Raw genomic sequence first — 19,353 nt, 5'->3', positions numbered from 1 at the left:
GCCGGTTCGGCGATCACCGATCAATACCACAGGATCTCTTCCAGTGGCACAAGCCACGCGTCGCGCCGGAGAACTCCGCGCGATCGCGGACACCACTACCGTGCGCCGTGGCGGGCGATCCTGTTCCGGGACCTTCAACCGGCGGATGTTCCGCCACGACGGCGGGTGACGACGAGTTCGAGCAGACCGACCAGCATGGCGGCGGCGACGAACGAGACAGCGACAAGCAGACCGTGCGAGATGGCGGTGTCGTAGCCGCGGGGCAACGTGGCGAAGAACAGACCGGAGGCGGCGGCGGTGCCGATGGCGGTACCGATCCGCTGGCCGGTTTGCTGGATCCCGGCGGCTGTACCGCCTCTGGTGACATCGATCTCGCTGAGCGTGACGGTCTGATTCGGTGAGATCACCAGCCCGCTGCCCACGCCTCCGACCAGCAGCGGTAGCGCGGTGACCAGCCCGGCGGCGCTGCCCTGATGCCGGGCCAGCAGGATCTCGGTGCTCAACACCCCGAGCAGGGCTCCGGCCAGTCCGAGCAGGACCACCTTGCGTCCGAGTCGATGCACGGCACGGCCGCTCAGAGCGGAGGAGACCGCCGAACCGAGGGCGAACGGAGTCAGTGACAGCCCGGCCTGCAGGGCGGAGTAGTCGAGCCCGCGCTGGAAGTAGACGGCCAGCACGAAGAAGATGCTGGTGAAACCGGCGAAGTACAGCATCCCCAGGGTGGAGCCGAAAGTATAGCTGCTGATGCGGAACAGTCGCAGATCCACCAGCGGGGAACCGCCCCGGCGGGAGTAACGGTGTTCCCACGTGACGAACAGCGACAGCAGCACCGGCACCGCGGCCCACAGCAACCAGCTCGGACGTCCCGCGAACCCCTCCTGGTCGACCAGTGGGAGCAGCAGGCACACCAGCGCCGCTCCCAGCAGGGACACCCCGAGCACATCGGCGCCGCGGAGTCGCCGATCCCCCACCCCGCGCGGCATGATCCGCGCCGCGACGACCAGCGCGGCCAGCCCGATGGGCAGGTTGACGAAGAACACCCAGCGCCAGCCGTGCTGAGCACCGGCCAACTCGATGATCAAACCACCCAGCAACGGTCCCACCGCGGTGGAGATTCCCACGACCGCCCCGAACAGTCCGAAGGCCGTACCTCGTTCACGCCCGTGGAACTGCTGTTGGATGAGCCCGAGCACCTGCGGATTGAGCATCCCGCCCGCGGCACCCTGCAACAGTCGGGCCACGACCAGCCAAACGGGGTTCTGGGCGATTCCGGCCAGTCCGCTGGCAACCGTGAAAGCCGCGAGCGAGATCAAGAACATCCTGCCGCGCCCGTGGGCGTCCCCGAGCTTTCCCAGCGGAACCAGCACCAGACCGAAGGCCAGCGCGTAACCGGAGATCACCCAGGACAGTGCCACGGATGGCGCGTCGAGCCCCTGCTGGATGGACGGCAGGGCGACGTTGACGATGCTGACGTCCAGCAGGGTCATGAAACCGGCCAGCAGGCACAGCGCCAGGACGCGCCAGCGATGCGGGTACTTCCCGGTCTCTTCCGTCGTAGCGGACGACCCGGACTCGGCTCGACTCACTACCCACCTCATCATCGCCTGCTGACCGGACCGTCCCAGCTCATCACGTCCAGGAGAGGCACGCCCGACGGGTTCGGGAAAACCAACCGCTCCGCCCCGGTGGCGGACCGATCCCGGGACGGAGCGGGGGCTCACTCGCTGGTGGCTGCCACGGGGCGATCGTCGCGCGGCTCCTCGGTCGTGGCCGGGGATTCGGAGCGCGGGACGGCTTCGGAAGAGCTGTCGGAGGCGACGGCGACGCCCGCGGCACCGCCACCTCCGTGATCGGCCTTGAGCCACCGCCGCAGCGACTCCGCGACCAGCGCCAGCACGAAAATGAGCGGGAAGGCGGTGATGATCGACAGTGTTTGCAGGGCCTCGAGACCGCCCGCGTACATCAGAGCGATCGAGACAGCGGCCAGCACCACCGCCCAGAAGACCCGGTGCCAGCGGGCGGGATCGACGCCGCGGGGCAGTTCCCGGGAGGACACGGCGGCCATGGTGTAGGCCGAGGAATCCAGCGTGGTGGCCAGGAACAACACCACCAGCAGCACGAACGCCGCGAGCACGATCGTGCCCAGCGGCAGCTGCGAAAGCGCGGCCATGGTGCCCGCGACATTGCCCTGTGAGCGCACGATGTCGGCGACCGGCACGATGTCGGCGATCTGGTAGAACATCGCGGTGTTGCCCAGCAGGCCGAAAGCGACCCAGCATCCGGCGCTGCCCGCGAGGCACATTCCGGCGATCATCCCCCGGATGGTGCGGCCCTTGGAGATCCTGGCCACGAACAGTCCCACGAAGGGCGCGTAGGAGATCCACCAGCCCCAGTAGAAGACGGTCCAGTCCTCCTCGAACCCGGAACCGCCGACCGGATCGGTGTAGAAGCTCATCTCCACGAAGTTCTGGAGCAGAATGCCGACACTGTTCGTGAACGTGTCGATCATGAAAACGGTGGGTCCCATCACGAGGATGAAGGCACCCAGCCCGAAAGCCAGCCAGATGTTGATGTCGGCGAGCCTGCGCAACCCCTTCTGCAGACCGAGGAACACGCTGACGCCGAACAGCAGGGTCCACACCACGATCACCGCGACGTCGAGCACCATGCCCGGCCGGAGCGGTGTGATCTGGGCGAGTCCGCCGGAGACCATCGGCACCTCGAGCCCCAGCGAGGTGCCCGCCGCGCCCACGAGACCGAAGATGAACAGCACGTCGATGACGCGGCCGATCCAACCGTCGGCGTGCCTTCCGAGCACGCCGCGGCAGGCATCACTGAGCCGCAGGGTGCGCTGCTTGCGCACGTGGTAGACGTAGGCCAGCGCCAGGGCGGGCAGGCAGAACAGCCCCCAGGCCGTGAACCCCCAGTGGAACATGGGGTAAGTGGCGGCCCAGTGCGCCGCCTCGACACTGCCGGAGTTCATCTGCATGGGCGGATCGTTGTAGTAGTAGGCCCATTCGATGACCCCCCAGTACATGATGCCGCCGCCGATCGAGGCGGTGAAGATCATCGCCAGCCAGCTCAGCGTGGAGAACTCCGGCTTGTCCTGCTCGGTGCCGAACTTCACTTTGCCGTACCGGCTGCAGCCCAGCCACACCAGGAAGCCGAACACCGCGATGGCGAACCACAGGTACAGCCACCCGAACTGACCCGTCAGCAGGCCCAACACCGCGTCCAGTGCCTGCTGACCACGTTCCGGCGCGATCATCACCGGTACGCAGATGACCCCCACCAACAGCAGGGACCACCAGAACACCCGTCTGTCCACCCGAACCGATCCGGTTGTGGCAGCGATGACGAAAGCACCTCCAAAGTCCTGCGACGGGCGCGGAGGATCACGCGCGCCAGCCGCTGCGTAGGCACGTGCTCGGTGTTGTCGACGGGCATCACGAATAGTGCTCGGATGCGCTCGCCACCGGGTTCGGCAACGTCCGGTTCCCGGGCTCCGCCTCGGCACTTACCGGGCAGCGGCGGGATCACCGGCGCGAAACGTTGCGATTCAACTGACGTGCCAGTCATTCAACGAGGTATAACCCTGGACCGACTTCCCCCGATGAGTCAAGGACGGGTTATATTTTTACTGCTCATAGAGATACTGAACACTCGCCGTCGCCACCGAAAGGCAAGATCGAAATCGCAACAACCACCCCATCATTGCGATAATCGCAATGCTGTTGGTACGCTTCGGCGTCGTGCAGGAATCCACGGCCGAGCTTCGTGACCGGGTCCGCAAGGTGTTGCGGGACAACCCGCTGAGCCAGCGCGCCTTCGCCGAGCGGATCGGGCTGGATGCCACCAAGCTGTCCAAGTCGCTGTCCGGAACCAGGCGGTTCACACCGTCCGAGCTGACCCGCATCGCGGAAACGGGCAACGTGACCGTGAACTGGTTGATCAACGGCAGCGACGAGGTGGAGACGGTGGCCGCTGTGCCACGGCACAGCGCGCGTGCGGACTCCGAACGCGGTTCCCACGGTGAGGCCGGGAGGTATCAGCAGATCCTCGACGCGGCCTGGCACCTGATCGCGGAGCGCGGTTATCACTCGGTACGGATCTCCGATGTCGCACACGCCTGCGGTACGAGTGCGGCCACGATCCACTACTACTTTCCGGGCAGGGACGACCTGCTGACGGAAACGCTGCGCTACTCGGTACGGCTGGCCTTCGACCGGCAGGTCGCCGAGTTGCACACGATCACCGACGCCTACCAACGGTTGCTGCGGTTGGTCGAGCTGCAGCTGCCCACTCCGGGACTGCTCAGGCTGGAGTGGTCGGTGTGGATGCAGATCTGGAACGAAAGCGCGCTACGTCCGGAACTGCGGGTACTGCACAGCGATTCCTACGAACGTTGGCACGACACCATCGCACGCACGATCCGGGAAGGTCAGCAGCAAGGTGTGTTCGTCGACACCGATCCCGAGGAGCTGACCATGACCCTGACCGCACTCATCGACGGACTCGGCATCCAGGTCATCACCGACCGTCCCGGACGCAGTGTGGCGGGAATGCACGAAGTACTGCGCGATTTCGTGGACCGCGAAATAGTCCGCGACTGAGGGATTCACCCCTGAACAACCGCTGTCGTTCATCGGATCGCGTGGCGCTCACGCGATCCGGTGAAGGCTGCCGTCCCCGCGAAAGGTAACGACGATGCAGGACGAGATCATCATCACCGCGGCGTTGACCGGCGCCGGTGACACCCCCCGCAAGAGTGAGTACGTTCCGGTGACTCCGGAGCAGATCGCTCGTTCCGCCGTCGAGGCGGCCGAGGCGGGGGCTGCCGTGGTCCACATCCACGTACGCGATCCGGAAACCGGCGAACCGTCCCGGGACAACAAGCTCTACGCGGAGGTCGTCCGGCGCATCCGCGAAACGGGAACGGACGTGGTGATCAACCTGACCGCCGGCATGGGCGGAGACCTGTTCATCGACCAGGAGGACCCGCTCAAGCCGGTCGACGGGACCGATCTGGTCAACGGCCTGGACAGGCTGCCCCACGTCGAGCAGCTGCTGCCGGACATCTGCACGATGGACTGCGGCTCGCTCAACTTCGGCGACGGCAGCCAGCTCTACATCAGCACTCCGGACATGCTGCGTGCCGGGGCAAAGCGCATCCAGGAACTCGGGGTCAAACCGGAACTCGAGGTCTTCGACACCGGCCAGTTGTGGCTGGCGAACAACCTCATCTCCGAAGGACTGATCGACAAACCCGCACTGTTCCAGTTCTGCATGGGCATCCCCTACGGGGCGCCGGCGGAGCCGAGCGTGCTGCAGACGATGGTCAACATGCTCCCCGAGGGCTCCAACTGGGCCAGCTTCGCGATCGGCCGCAACCAACTTCCGTGGGTGGCGCAGTCGGCCGTGCTCAACGGGCACGTGCGCGTGGGCCTGGAGGACAACCTCTACCTGAGCAAGGGCGTCAAGGCCGGCAATGCCGCGCTGGTGGAGCGCGCGGTGACGATCCTGGAGGGCATGGGCGGCAAGGTGGCCTCCCCTGATCAGGCAAGGCACAAGCTCGGGCTGCGGAAATAACCGCGGCGACCGACCGCTGCCGACCCGGTGACGAGAAACACTTTCTGATTGAAGTTTTCCGGTCGGGTTGTCGGGCTGCTCGCTCGGCGGAACCTCCCGCCGGCTCGCCTTGGTGACGTGGCTTTCCGATGCTTCGGAGCCGAAAGACCCACTCCCCTCGACAACACGACGGGAAAGCAGTAGTGAGACGGAGAGAACAGTTGAACCAACAGCCCACGAAGCCCGACGAAGTAACGACGGTGGCCTGCATCGGTGCCGGTGTGATCGGCGGCGGCTGGGTAGCCCACTTCCTCGCTCGCGGCTACCGCGTTGTCGCCTGGGATCCGGCTGAGGACGCCGAGGAACGGCTCGGCCGCCTGGTGGACGCGGCCTGGCCCGCCCTGCGCGAGCTCGGGCTGGCCGACGGAGCCTTCCGTGCGAACCTGACGGTGGCGACCACGCTGGAGCAGGCCGTGACCGAAGCCGAGTTCGTGCAGGAAAGCGCACCGGAGGACCTGGATCTCAAGCGGGACCTGCTGGCGCGTATCGATGCCGCCACCCCCGAAGGAGTGGTGATCTCCTCCTCCACTTCGGGCTACGAGATGAGCGACATGCAGCGCGACTGCTCCGATCCGAGTCGGCTGGTCGTGGGGCATCCGTTCAACCCGCCCTACCTGATCCCGCTGGTCGAGGTGGTCGGCGGCGAACGCACCGAGCAGTGGGCCACGCGTTGGGCGTCGGAGTTCTTCGAACTCACCGGTAAATCGGTGATCACGATGGATCGCGAGGTTCCCGGATTCGTCGCGAACCGGCTGCAGGAGGCCATCTGGCGCGAGGCACTGCACATGCTCGACAACGGGGAAGCCACGGTGGAACAGATCGACACCGCGATCACCGAAGGCCCCGGACTGCGCTGGCCGCTGTTCGGTCCCTGCATGACGTTCCACCTGGCGGGCGGCGAAGGCGGCATGGCACACATGCTGGATCACTTCGGACCGTCGCTGAAATCACCCTGGACCAGGCTGCGGGCCCCGGAACTCACCACGGAACTGCGCGACGCGATGGTCGACGGCTGTGAGCGGTCGGCGGGAGACCGCGGGATCGCCGATCTGGTGGACGAACGCGACCGGGCGATCATCGCGGTACTGCGTGCCGTCAAGGGAGTTCGAGGGGAGCGGTCGTGAGCCTACTCTCGCGGTACCGGGTCCGGCCGGAATGGATCGACTACAACGGACACCTCAGTGAGGGCTACTACGTGCTGGTTTTCGGTTTCGCCACCGACGGGGTGCTGAACACCATCGGGGCGGACTCCGAGTACCGCGAAAGCGCGAGGTGTTCGCTGTACACCGTGGAGGCGCACGTGCGTTACCTGAACGAGGTCGGCCCGGACAGTGAGCTGACTGTCACCAGCAGAATCGTCGCGGCCCGGGGCAAGAAGCTGCGGCTGTGCCACGAGATGACCGTCGACGGGGTGTTGGCCGCCACCGAGGAGATCCTCGCACTGCACGTGGACACCGACTCGGGGCGCGCGACTCCGATGCCGGAACACATCGCTGCGAAAGCGGACGAGCTTCTGGAACCCCTCCCCGACTACGCCGGACGCGCTGTCGGCTGATCCGGTCAGCAACCGGGGTGCCCACGGCGAGCGTCTCGCTCTCCGAGAGGTAACGGCGTCGACTCACCCGACCGGAGGTAACGGACTTGTGATACTTCGCATAGCTGGGTAACTTCCAGCCAGTCCCGGCGGAGGTGATCACATGTCAGACACCGACGAGGTCCTTGCCGAACAGCACGACGCGGTACTGCTGTTGACGTTGAACCGTCCGGAACAGCTCAATGCCTGGACACCGACGATGCAACGACGTTACTGCGAACTGCTCGAGCGGGCCGAGCATGACACCTCGGTGCGAGTCGTGGTGCTCACCGGTTCCGGGAGCGGGTTCTGTGCCGGCTCCGACATCACGGCGTTGTCGAACGACGAGCACATCGGGGCCGCCGACACACATCGGCGGTTGAGCCTGAGCATGCGGCTGCGCAAACCGGTGATCTCGGCGATCAACGGGGTGGCCTCGGGGGCCGGACTCGCCGTGGCGCTGTTCACCGACGTCCGGTTCACGGTTCCGGAGGCGGGCTTCACCACGGCGTTCAGCCGGGACGGGATCGTTGCAGAACACGGCCTGGCGTGGTTGCTGCCGAAACTGGTCGGACTCGGTACAGCCATGGACCTGTTGCTGTCCGCACGGACACTCGACGGTAACCGGGCTCAACAACTGGGGCTGGCGGACCGACTCGTCACGAGTGACCGGGTGTTGTCGGAGGCGATGGAGTACGCCGCGACCCTGGCCAGGGAGTGCTCACCGGAATCGATGGCAGCCATCAAGCAGCAGGTCTACAGTGGGTTGGACACGGGGCTGGAAACGGCCGTCTCCGACGCCGGATCTCGCATGATCACGGCGTTGCGTGGCGGCAACCGCTCGTTCCGAGGCCGTGACCGGCGACAAAACCGTGATCCGCACTTCCCCCCGCTGGACTGATCCGACAGATCACGTCGGGCGTCGTGGAACTGCCCGGGCGGCCCCGGCAGTCGGTCGTGGTCGGGAGTGGCCGTTCGCGGCGGGGCAGCGTTTCGAGCCGCGACGGTCGGGACGTTCGGGACGGGACTGGTGAGGCGACACACCATCGACGAGGAGTGACGTTGATGAATTTCGAGACTCCGGAATGGGACGCCGTCGAACAGGCGGAACAGTACGAAGAGGGGACCGAGGGCCCCACGGAGCCCGATGAGCCGTTCGCCGGGACGACACTGTCCGACGCCGATCCGGCCGATCTCGCCGAACAGCACATGGTGGTGCCCGAGGACGAGGAGTACGAACACGGCTGAACCACGTTCGATCTCGGAACAACTCTCGCAGAACGGTCGAATGGGTTCGGCCGTGCGAGAGCCCCCGCCGAGCGAACAACCCGACAGCCCGACCGGGAAACCTCAATCAGACGGGCCAGAGTCCGAAGAGGCTGGCCAGGCCCTCGCGCCAGCTGGGCCAGCGGGGCCGCCACCCCGAGACCTCCCTGAAACGGAAGTTGCTGGCCCCGCGCTGTTCGGTCAGCAAGTGCACCGTCGCCCAGTCCAACTGCTGCCTGGCCTGCTCCAACGTCAGCGAGACCGGCTCGGGGCCTCCGATCACACGTGCGTAGGCGGGCAACCATTCCCCGCTTTCGGCCGGTTCGTTGTCCACCACGTTGTACGCGGCCGGTTCGACATCGTCCAAAGCCTCGAACACGGCCGCCGCCGCGTCCTCCACATGCGTGAACGACGTGATCCCCTCACCCGACTCGACGAGCGGCAGAGAGCTGCCCAGCACACGTCGATGAAACTCCCCGGCTTCCGCGAACGGTGTGTCGACCCCGTAGAGCGCACCGAACCGCAGGGCCACCCCCTCGACGGCCGACTGCCGCAGCAGAATCCGTTCCATCTCCTCGATGGCACGGCAGGCCACCCCCCATTCGTCCGGGGCGGTGGTGAACAGTGGGCTCTGTTCGTCCGCGACTTCGTGCCCCTGCGGGGCGTACGCCGTGGCGGAACTGCGCACCACGACACGACGCACCCCCGCATCGATGGAAGCGTCCACCAGATTCCGAGTCCCCTGCTCGCGCAACCTGGCAGTACGCCGCAGCGCCTCGTCGCCGTCCGTTCCGTCGAGGCCGGACAGTTGCAGCACGACGTCGGGCGAAGCGGTTCGTAACGCGCGGCACAGGGCCGGATAGTCGAACAGGTCACCGAGAACGACTGTCTCGGCCCCCTCACGGGGTGCTTCCTCGACTTCGTCGACCAGAGCGGTCACTCGGTGGCCACGTCCTGCCAACATCGGCAACAGATGTCGCCCGATCACACCGGTGGCTCCGGCTACGAACACACGCAAAGGCACTGGGACCTCGCACCGCGATCGACAGCAGCACCCAGCACCTTACCGCTTCGAACATCGTCAACACGGGTGAATTCGAACGGCTATTTCGGCTACTGAGAGTCTTCGGAACAGGGGCGGGTTCGCGCTTCTCCCGGCGACGCGTTAATCACGCCCCCACCATCCGCCTGCCGGGCTGCGCACTCGAACGACCGCCCCAGGACGGAAGAACGCACTACTAGGCTTGTGTCGGAGTCGTCTCCCACCACCGCGCTCCGAGTACCAGTCGCGAAATCGCGGGAGCGGCCAAGTTCGGCCATCAGACCGGGAGGATGCAGGTATGAGCCAACCGGAACCACCGCGGGAGCCCGGCGAGACCGAAGCGCCGGGGATGTTGGATCAACACGGGCAACAGGAGATGATCCAGCGAATCGGTCGGGGAATCGTGCACGCGTTGCCACCCGGCTGGCAGGAAGTGAGTGTGCGGTACCGCGCCGTCGGTTCGTACCGCGAGCTGGCCGCGGAATTGATCGCACCCAACGGTACGGGTATCCCGGTCGCCATGACATCCGAAGTGGGCGAGCTGTTCGCCGAGCTGCGGCACGGTATGTACCAGCCGCAGCGGGGCACGTGGGTCAGCGCCACCTACCAGCTCAGCCGTCCGGCCAGTTACAGCGTCGACTTCAACGGCGACCACAGTCCCGAATGGGAACAGGAACCCCCGTACACCGAGTTCGCCGCGGAGCTGAGCCAGTACCCACGTGCCACGCACAACATCCCCGGATGGCTCGCCGAACGGGCCGGGCTGAGCACCCCCGGGGCGGCCACGAGCCCGGAACAACTGCACAGGGCCGACGTGTTCGACGGCACCGACGCCGTCGGGCGACCGGTGACGAACCGTCGGGCGCTCACCCCCGAGGACCGGGACCGAGTTCTGGAGTACCTCGAACGCGCACCCGTTGTTCTCGCGGCACGCGGTTACGACAGCGACCGGCTCGATCCGTACGGCAAGGCCGCCGTACCCATGACGTTTCACACCGACGGGAGCTGGATCTGGCCGGGGGCCGTCGGCTACTACCTGCGCACCCACGAACTGGCTCCGCAACCGGAACTGGTGGAACACATCCGCGAACGTGAGTTCCAGCTTCCCTACGTGGACGACGAGGCCCGCGAACTGGCGGTTTCGGTGATCACGGCGGAGCAGAACCGCTCGTGACCACCGCCGACACCGTGTTCCTGGGTGGTCCGGTGGCGACCATGGACCGTACGCGGTCGTTCACCGACGCGGTGGCGGTGGGCGACGGCAGGATCCTCGCCCTGGGGCGCGCCGATGCCGAGGAGCTGCGCCGCGACAGTACCGAGATCGTCGATCTGCGCGGCAGGCTGCTGCTGCCCGGCCTGCAGGACGCCCACGTGCATCCGCTCTACGGGGGCCTGCAGCTGGTCAGATGCGACCTGACCGACAGCGGGGGACGCACGGAGTGCCTGCGGCGGATCTCCGCCTACGCCGATGCGAACCCCGGGGCGGGGTGGATACTCGGGGGCGGCTGGGAGATGGCGCTGTTCCCGGGCGGTTGTCCGGACCGGGAAAGCCTGGACCGGGTGACGGGCGGACGTCCGGCGCTGCTGATCAACGAGGATCAGCACGGCGGCTGGGCCAACAGCGCGGCCCTGCGTGCGGCAGGCATCGAACGGGACACCGCCGACCCTCCCGGGGGCCGCATCGAACGTGAACGGGACGGCACTCCGCAGGGAACGCTGCACGAGAGCGCAGTGGAGCTGGTCAGCCGGCACGTCCCGGAGGGCGGCCGGGACGAATACCTGCGCGCGCTGCTGGCGGGACAGCGCAGGCTGCACGCGCACGGAGTGACGGCCTGGCACGACGCCATACTCGGTCGATATCTGAACTATCCGGATCCGCTCGAGCACTATCGAGCGCTGCACGGCGAAGGCCTGTTGAGCGGCCGGGTGACCGGTTCGCTGTGGTGGGACAGGCGACGCGGAACCGAACAGATTCCCGAACTCGTCGGAAGAGCCGAGGCAGCACGCGGTGAAGGCGTGCGAACCGGTTCGGTCAAGATCATGCTGGACGGGGTGTGCGAGAACTTCACGGCCGCGATGCTGCACCCGTACCTGCACGGGCACGGCAGCGGTACCTCGTATGTCGACTCCTCCGAGCTGAACGAAGCGGTCCGCGCGCTCGACGACGTGGGATTCGCGGTGCACTTCCACGCGGTCGGGGACCGCGCCGTGCGGCAGGCGCTGGATGCCGTTGCCACGGCGCGCGGAACGAACGGCGACAGCGGGAACCGGCACCAGATCGCCCATCTGCAGGTGGTGCACCCGGATGACCTGGCACGCTTCGCGGAACTCGGCGTAGCGGCCAACATCCAGGCCGAGTGGGCGCACAACGACGCGGCGATGACGGAGCTGACCGCTCCCTACCTCGGTCCGCTGCGGTACGCCCGGCAGTACCCGTTCGGATCGCTGCTGGCCGCGGGAACACTGCTGGCCACCGGAAGCGACTGGCCGGTTTCGACGATCGATCCCATGCGGGCGATACACGTGGCCGTCAACCGCACCGACGTCGCGGACAGTGAACCACCACTGCTCGCCGGAGAGGCGATCACGCTGTCCGACGCCCTGGCCGCCGCGACGATCGGCAGCGCTCGGGTTCACCGGTTGGAGCGGCACACCGGATCGATCACGGTGGGCAAACGCGCCGACCTGACCGTGCTCGACGCGAATCCGTTCGAACTGCCGGTCCGAGAGATCGGTGAGGTCGGTGCGGTTATGACCGTGGTCGACGGCAGGGTGGTGCACGACACCCGCGGGTGAACCCGAACCACCGCCCCTCGGACCTATCCCGGATCGAGGGCCTGAGCCACTCGGCCGGGTGAACGATATCGGCTTCACCGCCCCTCGCGCGGGTGTTTCCGTCCCGTCGGGTCTTCCCCACCGTCCTCGTGCCGTTTCTTCTTCCGAATCGCTCGTTCTCGCGGGGTCTCCGATTGAATTCTTTATTTCATTTAACACTGAAACAACAGATTACATTGTTGCTATTGTGAGTCCGTCACCGGCGACGACGGATCGCCGGGCGACGAATCAAGGGCACGCCAGCTTCACTGTTGCATCACCCCGAGGAGCACAAGCTCCGCTGTCGCTCGACACGAACAGGAGTCGTGCTTGAAGTCCTCTACCTCACCGGGAACACGGTCTACGGTGGCGGTACCGGGACGTGGACACTGCTCCCTCCCGAACGTGCGGAACACACCGGCAGGAATGGGGTGCGCAGGTGGAGGCTACGACGTGCCGCTCAGTGATCGGTTCTCCCGAACAGGCAGGCGACGCCGCTGAGCACACGAGGCCGCGAGGCGAACACGGTCAATACCTTTCGCGGAACCCCGCGGAACTCGACGACGTGGTGGCGCGCGTCGAACTGGACGGCCCGGATACGTTCCTCGCGGCCGCGAGGCGGGCGAAACGCGCACAGCGGGAATGGTCACGCGTACCCGCACCGGTCCGCGGCCGCGTTGTCGCCGGCTTCGGCAGGCTCGTGGAGTCCAACAAGCAGGCCCTCGCCGGTCTGGTCACCCGCGAGATCGGCAAGCCTTACACGGAAGCGCTCGGCGAAGTGCAGGAGATCATCGACACCTGCGACTACTTCGTCGGCGAGGGGCGCAGACTGTACGGACAGACCGTCCCTTCCGAAATGCCCGACAAACAGCTGTTCACGTTCCGCGCGCCCGTAGGTGTGGCCGCCGTGGTCACGGCGGGCAACTTCCCGGTGGCGGTTCCCTCCTGGTACCTCGCTCCCGCCCTCGTCTGCGGCAACGCGGTGGTGTGGAAGCCGGCCGAATACGCGGCGGCTACCTCCCGCGCCCTCGCGGAGCTGGCATGGCGCGCCGGAGTCCCCGAAGGGGTGCTGAACCTGGTCTACGCGGAGGGACAACCGACCTACGAGGGCCTGCGGGCCGCGTTGGAGGACGGTGTGGTGGACAAGGTCGGCTTCACCGGTTCCAGTGACGTCGGTCGGGACATCGGCGAACTCTGCGGCAGGTACCTGCAGACCCCCTGCCTGGAGCTCGGTGGCAAGAACCCGATGGTGGTGGCCGCCGACGCGGAGCTGGATCTCGCGGTGGAGGGCGCGCTGTTCTCCGGGTGGGGGACAGGAGGACAACGCTGCACCTCGCTGGGCAACCTGATCGTGCACCGGGACGTACACGACGAGTTCGTCTCGCGGCTGGACGCGATGCTGCGGGAAGCCACGATCGGTAACCCGACCCAGGAAGTGCTCTACGGCCCCATGCTGGACCGGAAGTTCGCCGACAGGTTCGAGAGCTTCCTCGAGGAGATAGGGCCGCACCACCGGGTACTCGGCTCGGAAGCCACGGGACGCATCACCGACTCCAACCCCCGGAAGGGATTCCGCGGTGACTACTCCACGGGGTTGTACTACCATCCGGTGCTGGTCGACGGTCTGCGCACCGAGGACACGCTGTTCCAGCGGGAAACCTTCGGCCCGATGGTCGGAGTCACCACCTTCGACACCCTGGAAGAAGCCATCGAGCTGGGAAACATGCCCGGTTACGGGCTTTCCGCCGCCGTCTACACCACCGACCCGGGGACGGCGTTCCGATTCCGGGAGGGAATCGGAGCGGGCATGGTCAGTGCCAACAACTCCACCTCGGGCGCGGAGGCTCACCTGCCCTTCGGTGGTAACGGCAAGTCCGGAAACGGCAGCAGGCTCTCGGGTATGTGGGTCATCGACCAGTTCACCCGATGGCAGTCGCTGAACTGGGACTTCTCCGGCAAGCTGCAGAAGGCGCAGATGGACGTCGGGGCCGTGGAACCACAGCTCGACTACCGCCTGCCCACGGAGCTGCGCGGGCACCGATGAGCCCGCGGGCCGCTACTCGGGACCGGAACCGACGATTGGGAACGGGCGGGAGGTACCACCACCCGCACCGTCGAGCGGGCCGAGCCGACGCAGTCCTACCGAGAAGGCAACGTGCTCAATCCGATACACCTGCGGACTCTAAGAGAATGTGTACGAACCGGTTCGTTCGCCGAAGCCGGTCGAGTCCTCGGCTACACCTCCTCGGCCGTGTCACAGCAGATGGTGCTGTTGGAACGTGCTCTCGGTGCGAGCCTGTTCGAACGGACCGCGCGCAGCATCCGGTGCACTCCGTTGGCCGAGCGGCTGGCCCAGCGCAGCAAGGAAGTGCTCGGGGAGTTGGAAGCCATCGAGCGCGAGATGCGATCAGTGGCGGTGGGGGAAACCGGAAGCTTGCGGCTGGCAGGCTTCGCCACCGCCAACGCGCGGTTGCTTCCGGACGTGCTGGCTGCCGTGGTGGCCGAGCGGCCGAACGCCCGGGTCCAGCTCGACGAGGGTGAGCCGGACGAGGTCATCGGGGAGGTTCTCGACGGGAACGTGGACGCGGCCGTGGTGTTCGAATACGATCTCGATCCCCGCAGTTGGCCCGCGGAACTCCGCGTCGAGGAGCTGCTGGCCGAACCGCTCCGGCTCTGCCTACCGGCGAAACACCCGTTGGCGGGGCGGGAAGCGGTGCGCCTGGACGAACTCGCCGCGGACTCGTGGACCTGCACCCGGGACGACACCGCCGGAGCACGGGTGCTGGTCCGGCTGGCGGCCGCGGCGGGTTTCGTTCCGAACATCGTGTTCCGCAGCAACGACTACAAGGTGATCCGCGATCTGGTCGCCCGTGGCCTCGGCCCCGCCCTGCTGCCCGCCATGGCGGTTGGTGACGAGGACGTCGGGGTAAAACCGATCGCCGGACGACAACCGCACCGACGGGTCCAGGTGATCTACCGGCAGCACAACACCAACCCGCTGCTGCCGTTGGCGCTGGAGCGACTGGCGAAATCCTGCGCGGCACTTGCCGAGAGGTGGGCCGCACCCGGCTGAGAAGCCGTTCGCACCGGAGTTTTCCACATCGGAGTTCACGGCGGGATCGGAAACGAACATGAATCGGCGAACACCGCGAACCGAACCGGTCGACGACAACTTCCTGCGGGAGGTGGCCGCGTGGTCGACGGAAGGACACGTTCCCCGGAGCCCCGCGGCGGAGGGCGACGTTCGGACCGGACGGGAACTGCTCGAACTCTTCGACAGCCAACTCGGCAGCAGACATCTGGATCTGGCAGCGCGTGAGCTGGGAGCTCGGGGCGTGGGCTACTACAGCATCGGCTCAGCCGGGCACGAGTCCAACGCCGCGGTCGCCGCCGCGCTGCGCACGACGGATCCGGCGCTGCTGCACTACCGTTCCGGTGGGTTCTACCTGCGCCGGGCCGCCGAAGTGTCGGGGGTCGCACCGCTGTGGGACGTGCTGCTCGGGGTCGTGGCAGCCGCGTCGGAACCGATCGCCGGGGGCAGGCACAAGGTGTTCGGACGCGGCGAGCTGAGTATCGTGCCGCAGACCTCGACGATCGCCTCGCACCTGCCCCGGGCGGTGGGACTCGCCTTCAGCATCGAACGTGCCGCGAAGCTGGGACTGCGGACCGAGTGGCCGCGGGACTCCGTGGTGGTGTGCAGCTTCGGGGACGCCTCGGCGAACCACTCGACCACGGCCGGAGCTCTGAACACCGCGGCGCACTGCTCCTACCAGCACATTCCCCTTCCCCTGCTGTTGGTGTGCGAGGACAACGGCATCGGGATCAGCGTGTCCACCCCGGACGGTTGGATAAGACGGTCGCTGAGCACACGCACCGAACTGACCTGGTTCGAGGTGGACGGCAGTGATCCGCTGGAGTGCCTGGCGGTGGCCGAACGCGCCGCGGACTGGGTCCGTACCCACCGCCGTCCGGCACTGCTGCACCTGCGTACGGTTCGTCTGATGGGACACGCGGGTTCCGATGTGGAAACCGGGTACCGAAGCCCCGAGGACATCACCGCCGAGTACCGGCGGGACCCGCTGCTGGGTACCGCCGAAGCACTGGTCAACCACGGTGTGCTGGACGCGCGGCAGGTGATCGACCGTTACGAGGCCAAACGCGCCGAGGTCGCCGAGACCGCGGAACGGGCCCTCGACCAGCGCAAGCTGGGCAGCTCCGCCGAGGTAAGCGCTTCGATCGCGTGCGACAGCCCCGAGCGGATCGCCGAACGGGTGCGGCTGGTCACCGCCGCGTCGACGGGGCGGGCAACGGTCTCCGGTACCGCTCCGTCGAAGAACGGGACTCCGTTGACGCTGGCCCAGAGCATCAACCGCGCGCTCGCCGAGGAGCTGGCGCACAACGAAGGATCGCTGGTTTTCGGCCAGGACGTCGCCCGCAAGGGCGGAGTCTACGGGGTAACCCGTGGTCTGCACCGCGAATTCGGGGGCGCACGAGTGTTCGACACCCTGCTGGACGAGCAGAGCATCCTCGGCACCGCGCTCGGAGCGGGGCTGGCGGGACTGCTCCCGGTTCCGGAGATCCAGTATCTGGCCTACCTGCACAACGCCGCGGACCAGATTCGCGGCGAAGCGGCCACGACGGGATTCTTCTCCAGCGGGAGGTACCGCAATCCCATGGTGGTGCGAGTACCGGGCTATGCCTACCAGCGGGGATTCGGCGGGCACTTCCACAACGACAACAGTGTCGCCGCGCTGCTGGACATTCCCGGTGTTGTGGTTGCCTCACCGGCAAGACCGGACGACGCGGCCGCGATGCTGCGGAGTTGTCTCGCCGCGGCCGAGGTGGACGGGCGGGTGTGCGTGTTCCTGGAACCGATCGCGCTCTATCACACCCGCGATCTGCACGAACCCGGCGACGGTGGCTGGACGGCCGGCTACCCCGACGGCGAGTCGGGGCACGTACCGCTCGGCTCCGCGGGTGAGTACGTGTACGGTTCGGACCTCACGCTGGTCACCTCCGGCAACGGGCTGGCGATGAGTCTGCGGGTGGCGCGGCGGCTGCGGCAGCGAGGAGTGGGGATTCACGTACTGGACCTGCGCTGGCTGGCTCCGCTGCCCCGGCACCAGCTGTCGCGGGCCGCCGAGGCGACCGGCAGGGTGCTGGTGGCCGACGAGACCAGGGCCTCCGGCGGCATCTCGGAGCGGGTGATCACGGCGCTGATCGACGCCGGGTTCACCGGCACCGTCCGTCGGGCCAGCAGCGCCGACAGTTTCATCCCACTGGGTGAGGCGGCCTATCACGTGCTGCTGGACGAGGAGAGCATCGAACGAACGGCACTGGAGATGCTCTGACCGGCCAGCGGGTGACCGGCCGGTTCGCCGTGGGGGCGGGACGGTTCCGCCGGGAAGACAACACCGAGCACCACGCTGTTGGGAGCACGGTGCACCACGCCAGGGGGCGGAATTGAGCGAAACGGCGAAGAACCTGTACCGGCGTTGGCTGAACGAGCTGTGGGCCGGGGAGCACGGCGTGGCCCGGGAGATCGTCAGCGAGGACTTCGCCATCCACCACGGCGAGATCCGCCCCGGAACCGAGCGGGAGCTGGTAGGACCGGCCGGTCTGACGAGGCTGGTGGAGCTGGGAAGGCAACCGTTCGAGGAACTGCGATTCACGCTCGAGGTCGGACCGATCGTCGAAGGCGATCTGCTCAGCGCGAGATGGCTCGGCACCGGCACCTACGCGGGCGGCGTTCCGGGAGCGACGGCGGCAGCGGGCACCGAGGTGGAGTTCACGGGCAACGACATACTGCGGTTTCGCGAGGGAGTGTTCGTAGCGTACTGGGTCTGTTCGGACGGTCCCTGGTTGAGCAAGCAGCTCGGGACGAGCGGGTGAGCCGAGTGGGAGGAGAAGTTGAAAGAACTCGCGGGGAAGCGGCCACCGGCAAGTGAGGCGGCGCCTTGCCGCGGCCGGGCCGCTCTCGAGCGGCGAGCTGCGCTCCACCGGATGACGCCCCCTCCAACGAAAAGTGCCGCCGCCTCCCCGTCGGAGGAGGGGCGGCGGCACCGGAGGGCCGACGACCGCGACGACTCAGGCGGGCTGCAGGACTCCCTCCGCCAGTCCGAGGTTGTCCACCACCTCGCGGGTGGCCTTGGCCCGGTTGAGGCTGTAGAAGTGCAGTCCGGGGACTCCTTCGGAGATCAACCGCTCGCACAGCTTGGTGCTCAGTTCGATTCCCGCCGCGCGGAAGGCCTTCGGGTCGTCGACCAACGGGTCCAGCACGTTGGAGACCTCGGCGGGTACGGGAACCCCGGCGAGATGCTGGAACTTGCTCAGCACCTTCGGCGTGGTTATCGGCATCACACCCGGTAGGAGGGGGGCGTGGCAGTCGCGGGCAGCGAGCCGGTCACGCAACCGCAGGAAGTACTCCGGCTGCAGGAACAGCTGCGCCACGGCGAATTCGGAACCCGCCCTGATCTTGTTGACCAGGTGATCGGTCTCGGTCTCGATATCCGTCGAACGCGGGTGCATGTGCGGGAAGGCGGCTACGCCGACCGAGAAGTCACCGCAGGAACGAACCAGCCGAACCAGCTCGTCGGCGTAGAGGATCCCGTCCGGATGCGGAATCCACTCCCCCATCGGATCACCGGGCGGGTCTCCCCGGATCGCCAGAATGTTTTGGATACCCTCGCTCGCCAGCGATCCGACGACGTGCCGGAGCTCGTCCTTGGAATGGTCCACACCGGTAAGGTGCGCCATCGGCAGCATGGTGGTTTCCTGGGCGATACGCCCGACCGTGCGAATCGTGCGGTCCCTGCTGGAGCCACCCGCACCGTACGTGACGGACACGTAGGCGGGGTCCAGCGGTTCCAGCTCGCGCACGGCTTTCCAGAGGATCCGCTCTTCGTCGTCGTTGCGCGGCGGGAAGAATTCCACCGAGAACACGGTCCTGCCCGGCTGTAGCCGGTCCACGACCCGGGTCACGTGCTGGCCTCCTTGTGTTGTTCTCACCGGCTCGGAACGGCCCCCGCCG

Annotated in this window: 16 protein-coding genes; 12 read left to right on the top strand and 4 right to left on the bottom strand. The window is 67.0% G+C overall.

Annotation, left to right across the window (positions count from 1 at the left end; genetic code table 11):
* Window positions 1-134 precede the first annotated feature (134 nt).
* A complete protein-coding gene (locus J2S53_RS03165) occupies window positions 135-1,586 on the bottom strand; it encodes an MFS transporter (RefSeq protein ID WP_456239682.1) in 1,452 nt (483 codons plus the stop codon).
* A 131-nt stretch (window positions 1,587-1,717) separates the two neighbouring features.
* The gene (locus J2S53_RS03160; protein WP_456239681.1) at window positions 1,718-3,328 is read right to left on the bottom strand and encodes a BCCT family transporter; all 1,611 of its coding nucleotides are present in this window, start codon (window positions 3,326-3,328) and stop codon (window positions 1,718-1,720) included.
* Window positions 3,329-3,728: 400 nt separating this feature from the next.
* On the opposite strand from J2S53_RS03160, the gene J2S53_RS03155 reads away from it, so the two are divergent.
* The 6 genes from J2S53_RS03155 (at window position 3,729) to J2S53_RS03130 (ending at window position 8,449) form a co-directional block, all read left to right on the top strand.
* Window positions 3,729-4,613, top strand: coding sequence for a TetR family transcriptional regulator C-terminal domain-containing protein (locus J2S53_RS03155; RefSeq protein WP_456239680.1), 885 nt, complete (start codon window positions 3,729-3,731; stop codon window positions 4,611-4,613).
* A 94-nt stretch (window positions 4,614-4,707) separates the two neighbouring features.
* The gene (locus tag J2S53_RS03150; RefSeq protein ID WP_130467045.1) at window positions 4,708-5,589 is read left to right on the top strand and encodes a BKACE family enzyme; all 882 of its coding nucleotides are present in this window, start codon (window positions 4,708-4,710) and stop codon (window positions 5,587-5,589) included.
* Window positions 5,590-5,789: 200 nt separating this feature from the next.
* The gene (locus J2S53_RS03145) at window positions 5,790-6,752 is read left to right on the top strand and encodes a 3-hydroxyacyl-CoA dehydrogenase NAD-binding domain-containing protein (RefSeq protein WP_456239679.1); all 963 of its coding nucleotides are present in this window, start codon (window positions 5,790-5,792) and stop codon (window positions 6,750-6,752) included.
* On the top strand, window positions 6,749-7,183 hold the full coding sequence (locus J2S53_RS03140; protein WP_130467043.1) for a thioesterase family protein: 435 nt from the start codon (window positions 6,749-6,751) through the stop codon (window positions 7,181-7,183). The genes J2S53_RS03145 and J2S53_RS03140 overlap by 4 nt, the downstream gene beginning before the upstream one ends.
* A 142-nt stretch (window positions 7,184-7,325) precedes the next feature.
* On the top strand, window positions 7,326-8,102 hold the full coding sequence (locus J2S53_RS03135) for an enoyl-CoA hydratase-related protein (protein ID WP_456239678.1): 777 nt from the start codon (window positions 7,326-7,328) through the stop codon (window positions 8,100-8,102).
* 164 nt (window positions 8,103-8,266) lie between these two features.
* Window positions 8,267-8,449: a hypothetical protein gene (locus J2S53_RS03130; protein WP_456239677.1), complete on the top strand. Its 183-nt coding sequence runs from the start codon at window positions 8,267-8,269 to the stop codon at window positions 8,447-8,449.
* A 106-nt stretch (window positions 8,450-8,555) separates the two neighbouring features.
* On the opposite strand, the gene J2S53_RS03125 is transcribed toward J2S53_RS03130, so the two are convergent.
* The gene (locus J2S53_RS03125; protein WP_456239676.1) at window positions 8,556-9,491 is read right to left on the bottom strand and encodes an NAD-dependent epimerase/dehydratase family protein; all 936 of its coding nucleotides are present in this window, start codon (window positions 9,489-9,491) and stop codon (window positions 8,556-8,558) included.
* A gap of 316 nt (window positions 9,492-9,807) precedes the next feature.
* On the opposite strand from J2S53_RS03125, the gene J2S53_RS03120 reads away from it, so the two are divergent.
* The 6 genes from J2S53_RS03120 to J2S53_RS03095 all read left to right on the top strand — a co-directional run bounded on the left by J2S53_RS03120 (window position 9,808) and on the right by J2S53_RS03095 (window position 18,215).
* Window positions 9,808-10,683: a hypothetical protein gene (locus J2S53_RS03120; protein WP_456239675.1), complete on the top strand. Its 876-nt coding sequence runs from the start codon at window positions 9,808-9,810 to the stop codon at window positions 10,681-10,683.
* Window positions 10,684-10,724: 41 nt separating this feature from the next.
* The gene (locus J2S53_RS03115) at window positions 10,725-12,305 is read left to right on the top strand and encodes an amidohydrolase (RefSeq protein WP_456242684.1); all 1,581 of its coding nucleotides are present in this window, start codon (window positions 10,725-10,727) and stop codon (window positions 12,303-12,305) included.
* 583 nt (window positions 12,306-12,888) lie between these two features.
* On the top strand, window positions 12,889-14,367 hold the full coding sequence (locus J2S53_RS03110; protein WP_456239674.1) for an aldehyde dehydrogenase family protein: 1,479 nt from the start codon (window positions 12,889-12,891) through the stop codon (window positions 14,365-14,367).
* Between the two features lie 111 nt (window positions 14,368-14,478).
* Entirely contained in the window at window positions 14,479-15,396 is a 918-nt protein-coding gene (locus J2S53_RS03105; protein ID WP_092979895.1) for a LysR family transcriptional regulator, read from the top strand.
* 58 nt (window positions 15,397-15,454) lie between these two features.
* Window positions 15,455-17,674 carry a thiamine pyrophosphate-dependent enzyme gene (locus tag J2S53_RS03100; RefSeq protein ID WP_456239673.1) on the top strand — a complete coding sequence of 740 codons (2,220 nt, stop codon included), beginning with the start codon at window positions 15,455-15,457 and terminating at the stop codon, window positions 17,672-17,674.
* Window positions 17,675-17,786: 112 nt separating this feature from the next.
* Complete coding sequence (locus J2S53_RS03095; RefSeq protein ID WP_456239672.1) at window positions 17,787-18,215, top strand: ester cyclase; 429 nt, start codon at window positions 17,787-17,789, stop codon at window positions 18,213-18,215.
* 195 nt (window positions 18,216-18,410) lie between these two features.
* Here J2S53_RS03095 and J2S53_RS03090 read toward each other — a convergent pair whose 3' ends face one another.
* Window positions 18,411-19,304, bottom strand: coding sequence for a methylenetetrahydrofolate reductase (locus J2S53_RS03090; RefSeq protein WP_456239671.1), 894 nt, complete (start codon window positions 19,302-19,304; stop codon window positions 18,411-18,413).
* Window positions 19,305-19,353: the final 49 nt, after the last annotated feature.

This window comes from Actinopolyspora lacussalsi (assembly GCA_030803735.1).
GTDB lineage: Bacteria > Actinomycetota > Actinomycetes > Mycobacteriales > Pseudonocardiaceae > Actinopolyspora > Actinopolyspora lacussalsi.
This window is presented reverse-complemented; position numbering and strand designations above follow the sequence as displayed.